Origin of the sequence: Nonomuraea sp. NEAU-A123 (assembly GCF_018603905.1) — a bacterium.
Classification (GTDB): Bacteria; Actinomycetota; Actinomycetes; order Streptosporangiales; family Streptosporangiaceae; genus Nonomuraea.
On sequence record NZ_JAHFZZ010000052.1, the window covers coordinates 1 to 14678 of the forward strand.

At 67.2% G+C, this 14678-nt stretch carries 14 protein-coding genes; 6 read left to right on the forward strand and 8 right to left on the reverse strand.

What is annotated here, in order from left to right:
• Positions 1–697: 697 nt before the first annotated feature.
• On the reverse strand, positions 698–1087 hold the full coding sequence (locus tag KLK06_RS58925; protein ID WP_214644663.1) for a MarR family winged helix-turn-helix transcriptional regulator: 390 nt from the start codon (positions 1085–1087) through the stop codon (positions 698–700).
• A gap of 67 nt (positions 1088–1154) precedes the next feature.
• On the opposite strand from KLK06_RS58925, the gene KLK06_RS58930 reads away from it, so the two are divergent.
• The 3 genes from KLK06_RS58930 (at position 1155) to KLK06_RS58940 (ending at position 3100) form a co-directional block, all read left to right on the forward strand.
• Positions 1155–1349, forward strand: a complete 195-nt coding sequence (locus KLK06_RS58930) for a hypothetical protein (protein WP_214644664.1) — start codon at positions 1155–1157, stop codon at positions 1347–1349.
• Positions 1350–1427: 78 nt separating this feature from the next.
• Positions 1428–2180 (forward strand): SDR family NAD(P)-dependent oxidoreductase, encoded by a 753-nt coding sequence (locus KLK06_RS58935; RefSeq protein WP_214644665.1) that lies wholly within the window; start codon positions 1428–1430, stop codon positions 2178–2180.
• Between the two features lie 11 nt (positions 2181–2191).
• Positions 2192–3100, forward strand: coding sequence for an NAD-dependent epimerase/dehydratase family protein (locus tag KLK06_RS58940; protein WP_214644666.1), 909 nt, complete (start codon positions 2192–2194; stop codon positions 3098–3100).
• 476 nt (positions 3101–3576) lie between these two features.
• Here the strand turns inward: KLK06_RS58940 and KLK06_RS58945 are convergent, their stop codons facing one another.
• On the reverse strand, positions 3577–4770 hold the full coding sequence (locus KLK06_RS58945) for a hypothetical protein (protein WP_214644667.1): 1194 nt from the start codon (positions 4768–4770) through the stop codon (positions 3577–3579).
• Entirely contained in the window at positions 4767–6023 is a 1257-nt protein-coding gene (locus KLK06_RS58950; RefSeq protein ID WP_214644668.1) for a glucarate dehydratase family protein, read from the reverse strand. The genes KLK06_RS58945 and KLK06_RS58950 overlap by 4 nt, the downstream gene beginning before the upstream one ends.
• 104 nt (positions 6024–6127) lie before the next feature.
• On the opposite strand from KLK06_RS58950, the gene KLK06_RS58955 reads away from it, so the two are divergent.
• On the forward strand, positions 6128–7600 hold the full coding sequence (locus KLK06_RS58955) for an aldehyde dehydrogenase (NADP(+)) (protein ID WP_214644669.1): 1473 nt from the start codon (positions 6128–6130) through the stop codon (positions 7598–7600).
• A gap of 87 nt (positions 7601–7687) precedes the next feature.
• On the opposite strand, the gene KLK06_RS58960 is transcribed toward KLK06_RS58955, so the two are convergent.
• From KLK06_RS58960 to KLK06_RS58980, 5 genes are all read right to left on the reverse strand, one after another.
• Positions 7688–8593 carry a 5-dehydro-4-deoxyglucarate dehydratase gene (locus KLK06_RS58960; RefSeq protein ID WP_214644670.1) on the reverse strand — a complete coding sequence of 302 codons (906 nt, stop codon included), beginning with the start codon at positions 8591–8593 and terminating at the stop codon, positions 7688–7690.
• 12 nt (positions 8594–8605) lie between these two features.
• Complete coding sequence (locus KLK06_RS58965) at positions 8606–9367, reverse strand: IclR family transcriptional regulator (RefSeq protein ID WP_214644671.1); 762 nt, start codon at positions 9365–9367, stop codon at positions 8606–8608.
• Between the two features lie 67 nt (positions 9368–9434).
• The gene (locus tag KLK06_RS58970; protein ID WP_250907731.1) at positions 9435–10298 is read right to left on the reverse strand and encodes a carbohydrate ABC transporter permease; all 864 of its coding nucleotides are present in this window, start codon (positions 10296–10298) and stop codon (positions 9435–9437) included.
• Positions 10295–11224: a carbohydrate ABC transporter permease gene (locus tag KLK06_RS58975; RefSeq protein WP_214644672.1), complete on the reverse strand. Its 930-nt coding sequence runs from the start codon at positions 11222–11224 to the stop codon at positions 10295–10297. Before KLK06_RS58975 ends, KLK06_RS58970 begins: the two co-directional genes overlap by 4 nt.
• Positions 11221–12528 carry a sugar ABC transporter substrate-binding protein gene (locus tag KLK06_RS58980; protein WP_214644673.1) on the reverse strand — a complete coding sequence of 436 codons (1308 nt, stop codon included), beginning with the start codon at positions 12526–12528 and terminating at the stop codon, positions 11221–11223. Before KLK06_RS58980 ends, KLK06_RS58975 begins: the two co-directional genes overlap by 4 nt.
• A gap of 139 nt (positions 12529–12667) precedes the next feature.
• Between KLK06_RS58980 and KLK06_RS58985 the strand changes: the two genes are divergently transcribed.
• Both KLK06_RS58985 and KLK06_RS58990 read left to right on the forward strand, forming a co-directional pair.
• The gene (locus KLK06_RS58985) at positions 12668–13462 is read left to right on the forward strand and encodes an NAD(P)-dependent oxidoreductase (protein ID WP_250907732.1); all 795 of its coding nucleotides are present in this window, start codon (positions 12668–12670) and stop codon (positions 13460–13462) included.
• A gap of 239 nt (positions 13463–13701) precedes the next feature.
• Positions 13702–14676 carry a carbohydrate ABC transporter permease gene (locus KLK06_RS58990; RefSeq protein ID WP_214644674.1) on the forward strand — a complete coding sequence of 325 codons (975 nt, stop codon included), beginning with the start codon at positions 13702–13704 and terminating at the stop codon, positions 14674–14676.
• The last annotated feature ends 2 nt before the right edge of the window (positions 14677–14678 follow it).

The window sequence follows — 14678 nt, forward strand, 5'->3', positions numbered from 1 at the left end:
GGGCAGTGAGTCACGCTGCCTGACGCGGACCTCGCCGCCGAAGCCAGCGACGGTGAGGAGCTGCAAGCTCGGTCGTTTACGGCCGAGAAGCTGACATGAAGTTGGCGGAATGGCCGACGGCACGGCACCTTGGTCCGGCCGGGTTCGAGGGAAGTCGTTAGCTCTTCCTGCTGGCGAGGATGTCTGTGAGGTTCAACCGTCCACAAGACGATTTTTCAACTATGAAAGATCAAGTAGAGGCGTTTAGCCTCGGTGCCAGCCGACGCAGGCGCTTTGAGTAGCTCCACCAGTTATCGACCGCAACTCGTGGTCGGCCGTGGTCCGGCGCGGTGGTCGTCGGAGACGTTAGGGATCGCCGATCAGGGCGCGATGGCAGGCCTCCAATAACTCCGGACGATTGCGAACTAGCTCGCCCGGCGCGAACAGGCCCGGCGCGAACGGGAGGGCCGCCCCGAAGCACCACCGAAGTTTCGGACCAGACGGCGAGGGCCGGGCAACTAGATGGCCGGGCAACTACCTGTGAACTCGAGTCTGTCGACGACCATCGAGGCCGCGTAGAACGGGGGAAGTGGCGCCGTGGCGGCCATGGTCAAGCAGAGCGCCGCGAGCCAGGTGAGTCGTGCCGGGTCGGGCGGCGGAGTCGCGTTCGGTGACGTGTGGGGTGGCTACGTCGTCGCGTGTGCGTCTCGGGCCTTCCTCAGCAGTCAGCCTCAGGGGTCAGCGCCTCGCGCTGAGCAGTTTGGGCAACTCGCGTCAGGAGAAGGCGCAGTTGGCGGGCGTCGTGCTCATCGAGGTCGGCGAGCAGGCGCGCTTCGGCGATGGAGAGGCTCTGCTGGGTGCGCTCAAGGTGGGCGCGCCCCTCTTCGGTGATCAAGACTTGGCGCGCCCGCCGGTCGCGGGGGTCGGGCCTGCGGGTGATCAGCTGACGTGCCTCAAGGTCGTCAAGCAGGTAGGTCATGACCGTACGGTCGAGGTTCACCTGCCGAGCGAGAGCAAGCTGGGACGGCGGCTCGCCGGACGCCACGGCGACCAGGACGAGGTAGCCCCGCGGCCCGCCGGGCAGGTCCTCAACGGAACTGGTGGCCACTCGGCGGAAGGCTGAGGAGACCATGCGGATAGCCCACCCCAGATCCGAGTCGAGCCCGGCTTCGCCGGTGGCGACGCATGCTCCGGCATCGGCGCTGGTGGCGGCGGAAGGCGAAGCGGAAGGCGAAGCGGAAGGCGAAGCGGAAGGCGAAGCGGAAGGCGAAGCGGAAGGCGAAGCGCTCACGCCGACAATATACCGCATCTGTGCAGTGCGGCAGATGTTCTTGCCAACAGAACATCTGCCGTGCATAGTTTCGGGATGAAGGCTGCGCCCCTGCCGATAGCGGCGGCTCTGCTGTGTGCGCAGCCTCCTACCTACGCGGACAGGAAGTGAGATCGTCATGAGTGTCAACACCCCGCTGCAGGGCAGCACCGCCCTGGTGACCGGAGCTACCTCGGGCATTGGTCGTGCCGTGGCTCGGCGTCTGGTTGAACAGGGTGCGGAGGTGGTTCTTCACGGGAGAGATCGCGTTCGCGGCGAGGCCCTGGCAAAGGAGATCGCGCAGTGGAGTGGATCCGCCCGGTTCATTGCCGCAGACTTGACCGACGCTGAAGACACGCTGCGGTTGGCCTCAGAGGCGGGTGAGGTGGACATCCTGGTCAACAACGCCGGCCTCTACGCCTTCGCGTCGACCGCACAGACCGACGCCGCCGGCTTCGACCGTCACATCGCGGTCAACACCCGTGCCCCGTTCCTCTTGGTCGGCGCACTCGCCCCGGCCATGGCCAGGCGGGGACATGGTGTGGTCATCACCATCGGATCCAGCGCTGCCAGGACGCCCGCGCCGATCGGCGCCGCCTATGCGGCCTCCAAGGCCGGCGTCGAGATCCTCACCCGCTACTGGGCCACCGAGTTCGGTGGCAGCGGGGTGCGGGTCAACACCGTCTCACCCGGCCCGGTGAAGACCGAAGGCACCTCCGCAATGTTCGGAGACCAGATCGGCGCACTGGACCAGACCAACGCCCGAGGCCGGGCGGGTGAACCCCACGAGATCGCCGAAATCGTTGCCTTCCTGGCCAGTCCCGCCAGCAGCTACATCAACGGCGCGATCCTCTTCGCCGACGGCGGCGAGATCAGCCCGCTGCCGAGCTGAGGGGAACCGCCATGAAGATCTTCATCATTGGCGCCACCGGGTTCGTCGGCGGGGCCATAGCCCGCCATCTTGCGGGCTCCGGGCATCACGTCACCGGCCTGGCCCGCACCGAGGCCGCCGCTGTCACCCTCAAGGCGCGGGGCATCACCCCGGCCCCGGGGGATCTGGAGACGCGGCGGCCCGAGATGATCACGGCGGCAAGCCTTGCCGACACCGTCATATACGCGGCCCAGGCGGATCCGGCCCAAGAAACCGCCACTCTTGACGACCTGATCCAGACTCTGGCCGGCAGCGGAAAGACACTGGTGTTCCTCTCCGGAAGCGGCGTGTTCCTCCAGCGCACCGCGGGCTCCTGGAGCTCGGACAGTTTCGCCGAAGACGATCCCTTCACCGTCGAACCCCTGGCCGCCGCACGCAAGGCCGTCGAGGACACGGTGCTGGCCGCCGTCTCACACGGCATACGCGCGATGGTCATCCGTCCCGGTCTGATTTGGGGGCCTGGGGACCACGGGCACCTGTCGATGGTCTACCAGTCGGTGGCCGCCACCGGAGCGGCCTGCTACGTCGGCGAAGGCCTGAACACCTACAGCCACGTTCACATCGACGACGTCACCCTCCTGTTCGCCCTGGCCTTGGACAAGGGGATCCCAGGAGCGCTGTACCACGCCGTCGCGGGTGAGATCCCGAACCGGTGGATCGCGGAGCGGGTGGCCGACGACTTGGGATGCGGCGCACGCAGTGTCGGCGAAGGAGAGGCGGCCGATATCTGGGGTCGGTTCGGTGCCCTGATCATGGCAGCATCCAGCCGCTGCCGCGCCCCACGTACCCGCCGTCAACTGGGCTGGTATCCACTCCACACCGACATGCTGACCATGGTCGGAGAGCCTCGTTTGAAAGAGCTGGCCGCCACTCGCCTGTAACTGCCCAAGCCTGTCGCTCGGTGGTGATCTTGCGAGGGTGTCATGTCTCCGTCTTTCCGAGGCGGCGCTTTCGTCGCTTCTCTACGGTTGCGTACCCGCGCCGGCGCATGGGCACGGGTCACGTCCACGGAGGCGGGGGTGGGGTTCAGGGCCGACTCGCGCGGTGGCAGCGAACAGGCTGTCAAGTGCCGCATTCTCCTTTCCCAAGGCAGGAGGATGCCGGGTTGGTGCGTGGGGCGATGGGTTCCAAGCCCTTCCGCGCGACCGGCACTCCTGGATGGGCCCGGGCGGGTGGGTTGGAAGTAGCCGTGCCAACGCGGAAGCCGGAGCCGGGCTGGAAGAAATTGTGAACGCGCAGAAGCCGTGGACGCCGAGAGAAGTCACGAGCTAACCAGAAGATGCGGACTGGAATGAAGCTGCCCACGCGAGGAGAAAGCGTGTGGGCCCCGCCAAAGAGCGAGGCCCGGGCTTTGGTGTCAGTGGATGAGGCGTAGGGCTTCGGCCATGGAGGCGAGACGGTGGGGGGAGGCTAGGCCGGCGTGGTAAAGGTGGAAGTCCGTGGCGCCTGCCTTGGCGTACGTTCGGAGCTGCTCGGCGAGCGCCTGGCCGTCGGCGGGGCGTGGGGGTAGGGCCAGGACGTACGCGCCCACTCGTTGTCCGGGTTCGCAGAGTTCGCCGAGCTTGGCCAGGCGGGCGGCGTCCGAAGTCGGGTCGCCCCAGCAGTTGCCCACCAGGACGTCCGCTCCGGGTTCGCCGGTGGGGAGGGCGGCGAACGAGCTGGCCGCCCACGGGTCAGGGTTGGCGTGCAGGGTGATGGGGACGTTCGGCGCGGTCTTGCGGGCCACGGCGATGAGGCGGGTGCGGAGTGATGCTGACAAATCGACGCGTACGGCTCGGACGTCGTCGGCGAGTGGGCCGAGAGCGGCCTCCACGGTCGCGGGAGACGGCGGCGATGTAGGTGCTGGGGATGCCGAGGCGGGCACGAAAGAGGTCTCCGCGGGAGAGGTTACGGCCCTGGCGGGAGGGCCGTCGATGGTCGCGCGGACGCGGTCTCTGGTGCCCTCCGGGTAGCGGGGCGCGCAGGCCGTGCAGAAGCAGAGTGTCAGCAGGTCACTGTGTACGGACGTCCAGTCGGCGCCCGCCGTCTTCTCGTGCACGCTCTGGTGCCCGAACCCCATGGGGCCGCACGCCTCAAGGATGAGCCCATCCGGCTCTCCGACGGCCAGGATCTCGCTGACCAGATGTTCGCAGTACTCGACCACGTCCTCGTAAGCCGGACACAACGCATAGGGATAGGGATCACCGAATGCGTTACGCACCACCAGGTCAGGGTGTACGCCGCCCAGGAATGAGTTGTGCGTCAAGACCGTCCACGCGTGCACCTGCAGCCCGACGGCCTTCAGAGCATCTCGGGCCTGCAGGAAGGCGTCCGTGGGTGTCCAGGTCGGAGAGGCCGGTGTCAGGCGTCCCCAGGAGGAGGAGCGTACTGGTAGGTAGAAAGCCGAATAGGGGACGTCCAGCACCCGGTGCGCGGGGTGATACGGCGTTGCCGCGCGGGTGGAGTGATAGCTGGCCGCCAACGCCACGGCCTCGACGCCCAGCTCCGCGAGGCGCGAAGGGGCCGACGGGTCGCCGACGATGTCCCAGGGGTAGGCGTAGGCCACGTTCACCAGCGCGGTCTCCTCGCAGAGAAGGCAGGCTCGAAGCGCTGCATGTAGGTGGTGTCGTCGCGTTCGGTGATTCCGCACGCGAGATATCGCTCGTGCATCACGGCCAAGGCGTCCCGGTCCAGTTCGATGCCGAGGCCAGGTCCGTCGGGGACGGGTACGGCGCCGTCGACGAACCGCAACGCGCCCGGCGCGACCACGTCCTGCCCGTTCTGCCAGGGTGTGTGGGTGTCGCAGGCGTGGGTGAGATTGGGGGTGGCGGCGGCCAGGTGGGTCATCGCGGCCAGGCTGATCCCGAGGTGGGAGTTGGAGTGCATGGACAGCTCCAGCCCGAACGTGTCACACAGCGCGGCGATATGCGAGGAACGTACGAGCCCGCCCCAGTAGTGGTGGTCGAGCAGCAGCACTCCGATCGCTCTGGCGGCGATGGCGGGCGGCAGGTGCTCGGGTGTCACCACGCACATGTTGGTGGCCAGCGGCATCGGCACTTCGGCGGCGACCTTCGACATGCCGGGAATTCCCGGCGTGGGGTCTTCCAGATACTGCAGGCTGCCTTCCAGCGCTTGTCCTACCTGGATGGAGGTCTCGACGGTCCAGGCGGCGTTCGGGTCGAGGCGGAGCGGCACGCCGGGGAACGCCTCCCGCAGGGCCACGATCGCCTCGACCTCTTCCTGAGGTGCGAACACGCCGCCTTTGACCTTGATCGACGCGAAACCGTACTCTTTGATCAGCATCGACGCCTGGTCGACCAGCCCCGCCGGGTCGAGCGCCGCGCCGAACCTGTCGGGCTCGCCGCCCGGATGCCCCGCCCACTTGTAGAAGAGATAGGCGCTGTACGGTACGGCGTCGCGTACGCGGCCGCCCAGCAGGTCGACCACGGGCACACCGGCTGCCTTGCCGCGAATGTCCAGGCAGGCCACCTCGAAAGCCGCGAACACCCGATCGATGCTCTTCTCCTGGGTCGCGGCCCCGGTCAAGCCATGCATATCGGTCACCACGTCGCCGACGATCGCGCTGATCCTGGCGTACATCTCGTTCGTCGCATGCACGTCCACGCCGACCAGCGCTTCGGCGCATTCGCGTACCTTGGTGAGATGGGCCAGGTCACCGTACGTCTCGCCGAGGCCGCTCAGTCCCTCGTCGGTGACCACCTCGACGATCGTCCGCAGCGCCCAGGGTTCGTGCACCCCGGCGGCGTTCAGCAGTGGCGGATCCCTGAAGGCTACGGGGGTGACGTGGATCTGCCGGATGATCATATGACCGCCGTCCATATATGTGAACACTTGCCAGGTTTGTGGACAGGTTGCGGCAACTGTAAGAATCAACATGAAGCAGTGTCAAGACTCCGAAGGGCCATTCGATGATCTACGGACACGACCCCAGGACCGGCGAGACCGTGGGCACCGCCCTGCCGGAAACCGACCGAGCCGGGGTCGACCTGGTGGTTTCCGCCGCGGCAGCCGCGGGCGCGGCCTGGCGGGCGACGCCGGCCGCCGAACGGGCCGAAGCGCTGGAGGCCGTCGCCGACGCTCTCGCCGCGAAGGTGGACGAGCTGTGGCAGACCGCCGACAGTGAGACCGCGCTGGGAGAGGTGCGGCTGCGCGGTGAGGTCGCTCGTACGGCCGGGCAGTTCCGGCTGTTCGCCCAGGTGCTCAGGGACGGCGGCTACGTCGACGCCATCATCGACCACGCCGATCCCTCGGCCGCCCCGCCCAGGCCCGACGTACGCCGGATGAAGCAGCCGCTGGCCGGTGTGGTCGCGGTGTTCGCGGCGAGCAACTTCCCGTTCGCGTTCTCCGTGGCGGGTGGCGACACCGCCTCGGCGCTGGCCGCCGGTTGCGCGGTCGTCGTGAAGGCGCATCCCGGCCACCCGAACACTTCCGAGCAGGTCGCCCGCATCGTCCGCAAGGCTCTGCCGTACCCCGATCTGCTGGGGCTGGTGCAGGGCATGCAGGCGGGCGCCGACCTGGTGCAGCACCCGAGCGTGGTCGCGGCCGGGTTCACCGGGTCTGTCGCGGGTGGCAAGGCGATCCAGGGGCTGATCGACGATCGGGAGGCGCCGATCCCGTTCTTCGGCGAGCTGGGCAGCGTCAACCCGGTCGTCGTGCTGCCGTCCGCGCCCGTGGCGGAGGTGGCCACCGGGTTCGCCGCGTCGCTGACGATGGGGGTCGGGCAGTTCTGTACGAATCCCGGGCTGATGTTCGTGCCTGAGAACGACGAGCTGCGCAAGGCGCTGGCCGAGGCCGTCGAGGGCACCACCGGCGGGCCGATGCTGGCCGAACGGATCAGGGACGGCTACGAGGGCGGGCTGCAACGGCTCGGCGAGCTGCCGCTGCTGGCCGAGGGCAAGGCGGGGGAGGGGAGTTGGGCGGTCACGCCCAAGGTGTTCACCACGGATCTCGACTCGTTCGCGGAGAAGCTGCCGGGCATCGGCGAGGAGTGCTTCGGGCCGGCGTCGATCGTTGTGACTTATCGCGAAATTTCGGATCTGCGGCCTGTGCTGGAGCGGCTGGATGGGTCGCTGACGGCCACCGTGCACGCCACCGACCCCGGCGAGGCCGGTGAGGTCGCCGAGGTGCTCGGGCGTAGGGCCGGGCGGCTGATCTGGAACGGGTGGCCCACCGGGGTGGCGGTGTGCTGGGCGATGCATCACAGCGGTCCGTGGCCGGCTTCGACGGCGGCCGCGCACACGTCGGTCGGCGCGACGGCCATCGACCGGTGGCTGGTGCCGACGGCCTACCAGGACTGGCCGGAGGAGTTGCTCCCGGAGGAGCTCAGGGACGACAACCCGCTGAGTGTTCCGCGCCGGGTGGATGGTGCGTTGGGGCGTTAGGGGCGGGAGTGATGCAGAGACGCGCCCCGGGGGTGGAGGGGCGCGTCTTCCTGGCTGGTTCGGGGGAGGGAGAAGGGAAGGAGCACTTTAAGCTCCGGCGATCTCCAAGCCGATCGCGAGGATCCGTTCCAGCTCCGCCAGATCCTCAGCCGACGGATCGACCAGCGGAGCCCGTACCCCGCCGACCTCCAACCCCCGCAACCGCACCCCCGCCTTGACCAGCGAGACCGCGTACCCCGGCACCCGATCGCGCAGCTCCACCAGCGGCAGGTAGAAGTCGGTCAGCAGGCGCTGCACCAGCACCTCGTCATCCCCGGTCACCGCCTTGTGAAAGGCCAGCGCGATCTCCGGTGCGAAGGCGAACACCGCGCTGGAGTACAGCGTCACGCCCAGCCCCCGGTAGGCGGGGACGGTCAGCTCGGCGGTGGGCAGTCCGTTGAAGAACGTGAACTCCCGGTCCGTGGACCGGCGGACGGTCAGGATGATGCGCTGGAGCAGGTCGAAGTCGCCGAGCCCGTCCTTGAAGCCGATGATCTCGGGCACCTGGGCCAGGGTGGCCACGGCCGAGGGGGAGAAGCGGGCGGTGCCGCGCTGGTAGATGATGACGGGCAGACCGCCGGCTGAGGCCACCTCGCGTACGTAGCGGACCAGACCGTCCGGGGGAGCGGTGACCAGGTAGGGGGGCATCAGCAGCAGGCCGTCGGCTCCGTTGTCGGCCGCCGCGCGGGCGAGCGCCTTGGCGGTGGGCAGTGGGCCGCCGGCGCCGGCGAAGACAGGTACTCGGCCGCCGGTGGCAGTCACCGAGGCGGCCACGACCTTGGTGTAGTCGGCGAGGTCGAGCGCGTTGAACTCGCCTGTGCCGCACGCGGTGAACACTCCTCCGGCCCCGGCGGCGACCCCCTGGGCGACGTGCTCGGCCACTATCTGTTCGGCTATGTCGCCATCAGTGCCGTAGGGGGTCACGGGAAAGAAGAGAACACCATCTAGCCGCATCAACGGTCCTTCCTAGCGGATGCCCTCCCGGCGAAGAGTGGCAGCCAGCTTGCGAGTGTGTTTGATCACCGCATCGGTGATCTTCTCGACCGCGGTGGGTGCCAGGCCCGCCGGCATCGAGACGCTGATCGCGTCAGTGGCGGGGATCCGGTAGTCGACGGCCACCGCCACGCACGCCACGCCGGGGGTGCCCTGCTCGCGTTCATAGGCCCAGCCGCGGGTGCGTACCTGGTCGAGCTCGCCGATCAGCTTGGCCGGATCGGTGAATGTGTGCTCGGTGATCGGTGCTAGCGGGTCGGGCAGCAGGGCCGCGACCTCGTCGTCGGTGAGCTGGGCGAGCAGCACCTGGCCGAGGGCCGTGACGTGGGCGGGCAGCCGCCGGCCCACCCTCGGGATCACGTGGTGCGCCTCCCGTGACTCCCTGGTCGCCAGGTAGAGGACGTGTGCTTCGTCGCGGCGGGCGAAATGTGCGGTCTGGCCGGTCTCCGCGCGCAGGTCCTCCAGCGTCTCCTGGGCCAGGGGCAGCGCGGGGTCCTTGTCGAGGTACGCGGTGCCGGTCAGCAGCGCGTGCGGCCCGATGCCGAAGGATGACCTGGCGGAGTCGGTCTCGACCCAGTTCAGCTCGACGAGCGTGCGCATCAGGGCGTGGAGCGAGCTGCGCGGGAATCCCGTGTGCTGCTGGAGCTCCGACAGTGTCAGGGTCTCGTGAGAGGCGGCCAGGGTCTCCAGGATGCGGACCGTCCGCTCGGCGGACTTGACTAGCTGGGGCTCCATACTCATCCCATCTCGACAGCGGCTTCAGATTGTCAGCATATGGGATCCCATCCAGATACATGGACATCTAACCCTTGATGGCGCCGCTGGTGAGGCCACGCATGAACTGCCGCTGGAAGGCAAGGAAGGCGATGATCGACGGCAGCAGCGCGAGCAGCGTCGCCGCGAGCAGTACGCCGATGCCGACCTCCTCGTCGGAGCGCAGCGAGCGCAGCGCGATGGGCAGGGTCCACATGCTCGACTCGGGCGCCACGATCAGCGGGAGCAGGTACTGGTCCCAGATCATGGTGAAGCCGAAGACGCCGATGACGCCGAGCGCGGGCCGGCACAGCGGCAGGATGATGCCGAAGAAGATCCGCAGCTCGCCCGCGCCGTCGATGCGCGCGGCCTCCTCCAGCTCGACCGGCACTTCCTTCATGAACTCGGTCATGACCAGGATGGAGAAGCCCCAGGCGCCGACGGGCAGGATCATGCCCGCGTACGTTCCGATGAGGTCCGCGTGGATGATGGGCATGTCGGCGAGCACCAGCGAGAGCGGGATCGCGATGATCTCCTCGGGCAGCATCATCGTCGCCAGCATGATCAGCATCACGAACGCCATGCCCCGGAACTTCTTGCGCGCGAGCGCGTAGGCGGCGAAGACGCTCACCAGCATCTGGAGCAGCAGCCCGAACCCGACCACCACGAACGAGTTGAACAGGTAGTGGTAGACGTTCTTCTTGCCGGCCTGGACGAAGTTCTCCAGCGTGAAGTCGTCGGGCCAGAGCGAGAAAGCGGTCGGGTCGAGGGTCTTGTTGAAGGCACTGACCAGCAGCCCGACGAGCGGCCCGGTGAAGACGATCACCATGAAGGCGTAGGCCAGAACCTTGCCGACCGTGGCCAGGGGGCCTCGCCTGGCCTCCAGGCCGAGCGCACTGTCGAATCTCATCATGCGTTCTGCCTCCTGCGCATGACCTGGACCAGGACGGTGAGCAGCAGGGTCGCCACGAACAACACGATCCCGCCGGCCGCTGCGATGCCCAGCTCGCTCTTCTGGAACCCGAGCTTGTAGATCAGGGTCATCAGCACTTCGGACGACCCGTTCGGCCCGCCGTTCGTCAGCACGTACACCTCGACGAAGACGCGCAGTCCGCGGATGGCGGCGAGGGTGAACAGGATCCAGAACACCGGGCGCAGCGCGGGCAGCGTGATGTGCCGCAACCGGTGCCACGTCGTGGCTCCGTCCACGGCGGCGGCCTCGTACAGTGTGCGGTCCACGCCGACCAATCCGGCCAGGAAGATCATCATGTCGTACGGCGTGCCGCGCCAGATGTTCATGCCCATGATCGACAGCAGCGAGGAGTGCTCGCTGGCCAGGAAGGGCTGCGGTTCCAGGGCGATCCAGCCGAGGATGCTGTTGACCATGCCGCTGTCGGCGGGGTGGTACATGATCCGCCAGACCTCGGCGACCGCCGCCATCGTGGTCACCACCGGCAGGAACGCCGCGGTCCTGATGAACCAGAGATAGCGGGCCGGTCCCTCGACGAGCAGGGCGAACAGCAGTCCCAAGACCAGCGAGCCCGCCGTGGTGCCCAGAGCCAGCAGGACGCTGTGCCAGATCGCCGCCGTGAAGGCGTCGTCGGTCATGATCGTGGCGTAGTTGTCGAGGCCCACCCACCGGTCACCCAGGTACGGACGGACCTCGAAGAAGCTCATCCGCAAGCCCTCGAACATGGGGATGAACTTGAAGAAGAGGAACAGCAGCAAGGCCGGCGACAGGAACGCCCACGCGATGAGGGTCCCCCGCCGCCGCGCCCGCTTGGGACGGCGGCGAGGGGTCACCGTGTGGCTCCGCGCCTGGGTGAGCGTCGGAGTCATGATGCTTTCTGGGTCTGCAGTTCCTGGGTGAGCTTGGTGTTCAGCGTGTCCATCGCGGTCTTGACGTTGGCTGAGCAGTCGGCCCACACGGTGTTGATGGAGTCGGCGGAGTCCTGGCGGATCGGCGCCCAGTTCGGCACCGGCGGCGCGTAGACCGCGTTGGCGTAGGCCTCCTGGAAGACCTTCCAGCGCGGATCCTGGCGTTCGGCGGCCATGTCGACCTGGGAGTTGACCGGCAGGCGGACGATGGCGCCGTTGGCGTCCTTGTTCATGCCGATCCGCTGGCCGTCGGGGGAGACCGCGTACTCGGCGAACTTCTTCTGGCCCTCGACATTGTCGGAGCCGGCCATCATGTAGACGTTCTCGCCCTCACCGAGGGTGCCGGGGCCGCCCGACGGGCCCTTGGGCACCGGTATGACCTCGATCTTGTCGGTCCCGATGCTCTTGACGAACCTGGCGAGCACGTACGGACCGACCAGGTAGATGCCGCCCTGGCCCTTCTCGAACACCTCGTGGGTGACGGTGGTGTCGTTGCTGACCGCGCCCGGGTTGACGGTCTTGGCCTTGCAGAACTGGTCCTGCAGGTATTGGACCGCCTCCACGGTCTTGGGGTCGTTCACGATGGGGGCGAACTTGCCGCCGCCGTTGGCCTTCACGAAGTCGCCGCCGTTGGCGTAGATCAGTGAGGAGGCGTACCAGGAGGCGTAGCCGCGCTTGGTGCCCGCGGGGATGACGAAGCCGGCCGTGTCCTTCTGGCCGTTGCCGTCCGGGTCCTTGTCGGTGAAGGCCGCGGCCAGCTTGGCCAGGTCGTCCCAGGACTGCGGCGGCTCCATGCCGACCTTCTCCCGCCAGTCCTTGCGGATGATCAGGGCGAAGGCCTGGGCGGAGAACGGTGTGCCGTAGTACTTGCCGTCGGCGCCCTGGGCGGCCTTCCAGGCCTGCTCCGACACCTTGTCGCCGCCGGCGAGCTTGGCCTTGTCGACCTCCTGCAGCCAGCCCTGCGTGTGCATGTTGCCGAGTTGGGCCGTGTCGTTGATGACGATGTCAGGTAGCTTCTTCTGAGCTGCCTGCTGTTGAAGCTTGGTCTCGAAGTCGTCGAAGAGCGCGACGACTTTCGTCTTGATCCCGCTGGCCTTCGTGAATGCGTCGGCCAATTTCACGGCCGTTTTGGCGGAGTCGGAATCGGGCGCTTGCCTGATCCAGATCTCTAACGCGTTGTCGGAACTCGATCCCCCGGAGCCGCAGCCTGTCAGCGTTACGGCTAGGACCGTCGCAATCGCGGCCCCGAGCAGCTGGCGTGACATCAGACCGCCTCCCGTTCACATACGTGGACAACTGTCGCAGACGTGGAGCTTGTCCATGTGAACGTAACGAGTGACGTAGGTCACGGTCAACATTCAAGAATGTGAAGTTCGATCAGAGTTGTGTACAACAATGTCCCTCATGCGCATTCTCATGACCGGTGCCGCCGGCAAGGTCGGCACGCTGCTCCGTCCCCGCCTGGCCCGTGACGGCCGTACGCTGCGCCTTTCCGATCTCCAGCCGGTGGAGACCGGGCCCGGTGAGGAGATGGTGACGGCCGACCTCGCCGACGAGGCGGCCATGGCCGAGGCGATGAAGGGCGTCGACGCGGTGATCCACCTGGGCGGACAGAGCCGGGAGCATCCGTGGGCCGACATCGTACGGGCCAACATGGACGGCACGCATGCCCTGCTCGAGGCCGCCCGCAAAGAGGGCGTCGAGCACCTGGTGCTGATGGGCAGCCACCACGCGGCCGGCTTCCACACCCGGCCCGCCTCGGGCGCGGACCTGCCCGACTACGCCTTCCCGCGGCCCGACACCTTCTATGGGGTGAGCAAGGTCGTCATGGAGGCCCTCGGCAGCCTCTATCACGACCGGTTCGGCCTGAACGTGACCGTGATCCGGCTGGGCACCTGCAACGACGGCTCGGGCGACACGCGCGGCCTGGCCACCTGGATCTCCCCTGACGACCTCGCCCGCCTGGTGGAGGCCGCGCTGATCGCGCCCGGCTATCACGTCGTCTGGGGCGTCTCCGACAACGCGCGCCGCTGGTGGTCGCTGGAGGAGGCCCGGGCGATCGGGTACGTGTCGCAGGACGACTCGGAGGGCCAGGCCGCCGCGCTGATCGCCGAGCACGGCGAGCCCGATCTGAGCGAGCCGCTGCACGATCGGGCGGGCGGCGTCTTCACGCTGAAGGATCTCGGGGGCAAGTGGTAGGGGCGTTTCGCCAGCATGACGCGGTTGCAGGTTGCAGTGCAACCGGTTGTATTCACCAGCCAGACATTCATCCGACCCTTTCGTCTCGACTGTCTCGTGACCTGGGATATCTAGTTACCGATATATCGGTAACGTCTTTGTAACGCCTGCAAAGGGTTGACGAAACTTTTGGCGCACCTATAGGAAGGCGCTATCCAATCCCGCCGAGCCGGGCAAGCCCTGAAAAGAGGGGTGCATGAATGTCTGTAACCCCGGACAGTGCGGTTGCGGCCGTGTCACCGCGCGCGCAACCGCCCAGAGGGCGTCGTCGCGGCTCCCGCGTTAACGCTCACAGACGGCGTGAGGCGCGTACCGCCTACGTCTTCCTCGCGCCGTGGTTCGTCGGTCTGTTCGTGATCACGATTGGCCCGATCCTGGCGTCGCTGTATCTGTCGTTCACCGACTACAACCTGCTGGAGTCGGCCAAGTGGGTGGGGTGGGACAACTACAGCAAGTTGTTCACCGTGGACACGCGGTTCCTGGCCTCGTTGAAGGTGACCACGGTCTATGTGGTCGTGTCGGTGCCGATGCAGTTGGCTTTCGCGCTGGTGCTGGCGTTGGCGCTGGATCGGGGTCTGCGCGGGTTGTCGTTCTACCGGTCGATCTACTATCTGCCGTCGCTGCTGGGCGGCAGTGTGGCGGTCGCCATCTTGTGGCGGAAGATTTTCGGCTCCGACGGCCTGGTCAACGCCGTTTTGGACGTCTTCGGTGTTCAGGGTGCCGGTTGGGTCTCCGATCCGGACACGGCGCTGGGGACGTTGATCCTGCTGCATGTGTGGACGTTCGGCGCGCCGATGGTGATCTTCCTGGCGGGGTTGCGGCAGATTCCGCAGAGCTACTACGAGGCGGCTCAGGTGGATGGGGCGGGCAGGCTGCGGCAGTTCCGCTCGATCACGTTGCCGCTGCTGACGCCGATCATCTTCTTCAACCTGGTCCTTGAGGTGATCAAGTCGTTCCAGTCGTTCACCCAGTCGTTCATCGTCAGCAGCGGCACGGGTGGTCCGGCCGATTCCACGCTGTTCTACACGCTGTATCTGTACTTGAAGGGCTTCAAGAGTTACGAGATGGGCTACGCGGCCGCTATGGCGTGGGTCCTGCTGCTCATCATCGCCGGGCTCACCGGCGTGAATTTCCTCGCGTCGAAGTATTGGGTCTTCTATGGCGACACGAAGTAAGG

Coding starts and splice junctions, on each gene's coding strand:
- KLK06_RS58955 (WP_214644669.1), top strand. CDS start 6,128: ATGATCTACGGACACGACCCCAGGACCGGCGAGACCGTGGGCACCGCC.
- KLK06_RS58965 (WP_214644671.1), bottom strand. CDS start 9,367: ATGGAGCCCCAGCTAGTCAAGTCCGCCGAGCGGACGGTCCGCATCCTG.
- KLK06_RS58935 (WP_214644665.1), top strand. CDS start 1,428: ATGAGTGTCAACACCCCGCTGCAGGGCAGCACCGCCCTGGTGACCGGA.
- KLK06_RS58975 (WP_214644672.1), bottom strand. CDS start 11,224: ATGACTCCGACGCTCACCCAGGCGCGGAGCCACACGGTGACCCCTCGC.
- KLK06_RS58940 (WP_214644666.1), top strand. CDS start 2,192: ATGAAGATCTTCATCATTGGCGCCACCGGGTTCGTCGGCGGGGCCATA.
- KLK06_RS58950 (WP_214644668.1), bottom strand. CDS start 6,023: ATGATCATCCGGCAGATCCACGTCACCCCCGTAGCCTTCAGGGATCCG.
- KLK06_RS58980 (WP_214644673.1), bottom strand. CDS start 12,528: ATGTCACGCCAGCTGCTCGGGGCCGCGATTGCGACGGTCCTAGCCGTA.
- KLK06_RS58970 (WP_250907731.1), bottom strand. CDS start 10,298: ATGATGAGATTCGACAGTGCGCTCGGCCTGGAGGCCAGGCGAGGCCCC.
- KLK06_RS58960 (WP_214644670.1), bottom strand. CDS start 8,593: ATGCGGCTAGATGGTGTTCTCTTCTTTCCCGTGACCCCCTACGGCACT.
- KLK06_RS58985 (WP_250907732.1), top strand. CDS start 12,668: ATGCGCATTCTCATGACCGGTGCCGCCGGCAAGGTCGGCACGCTGCTC.
- KLK06_RS58990 (WP_214644674.1), top strand. CDS start 13,702: ATGTCTGTAACCCCGGACAGTGCGGTTGCGGCCGTGTCACCGCGCGCG.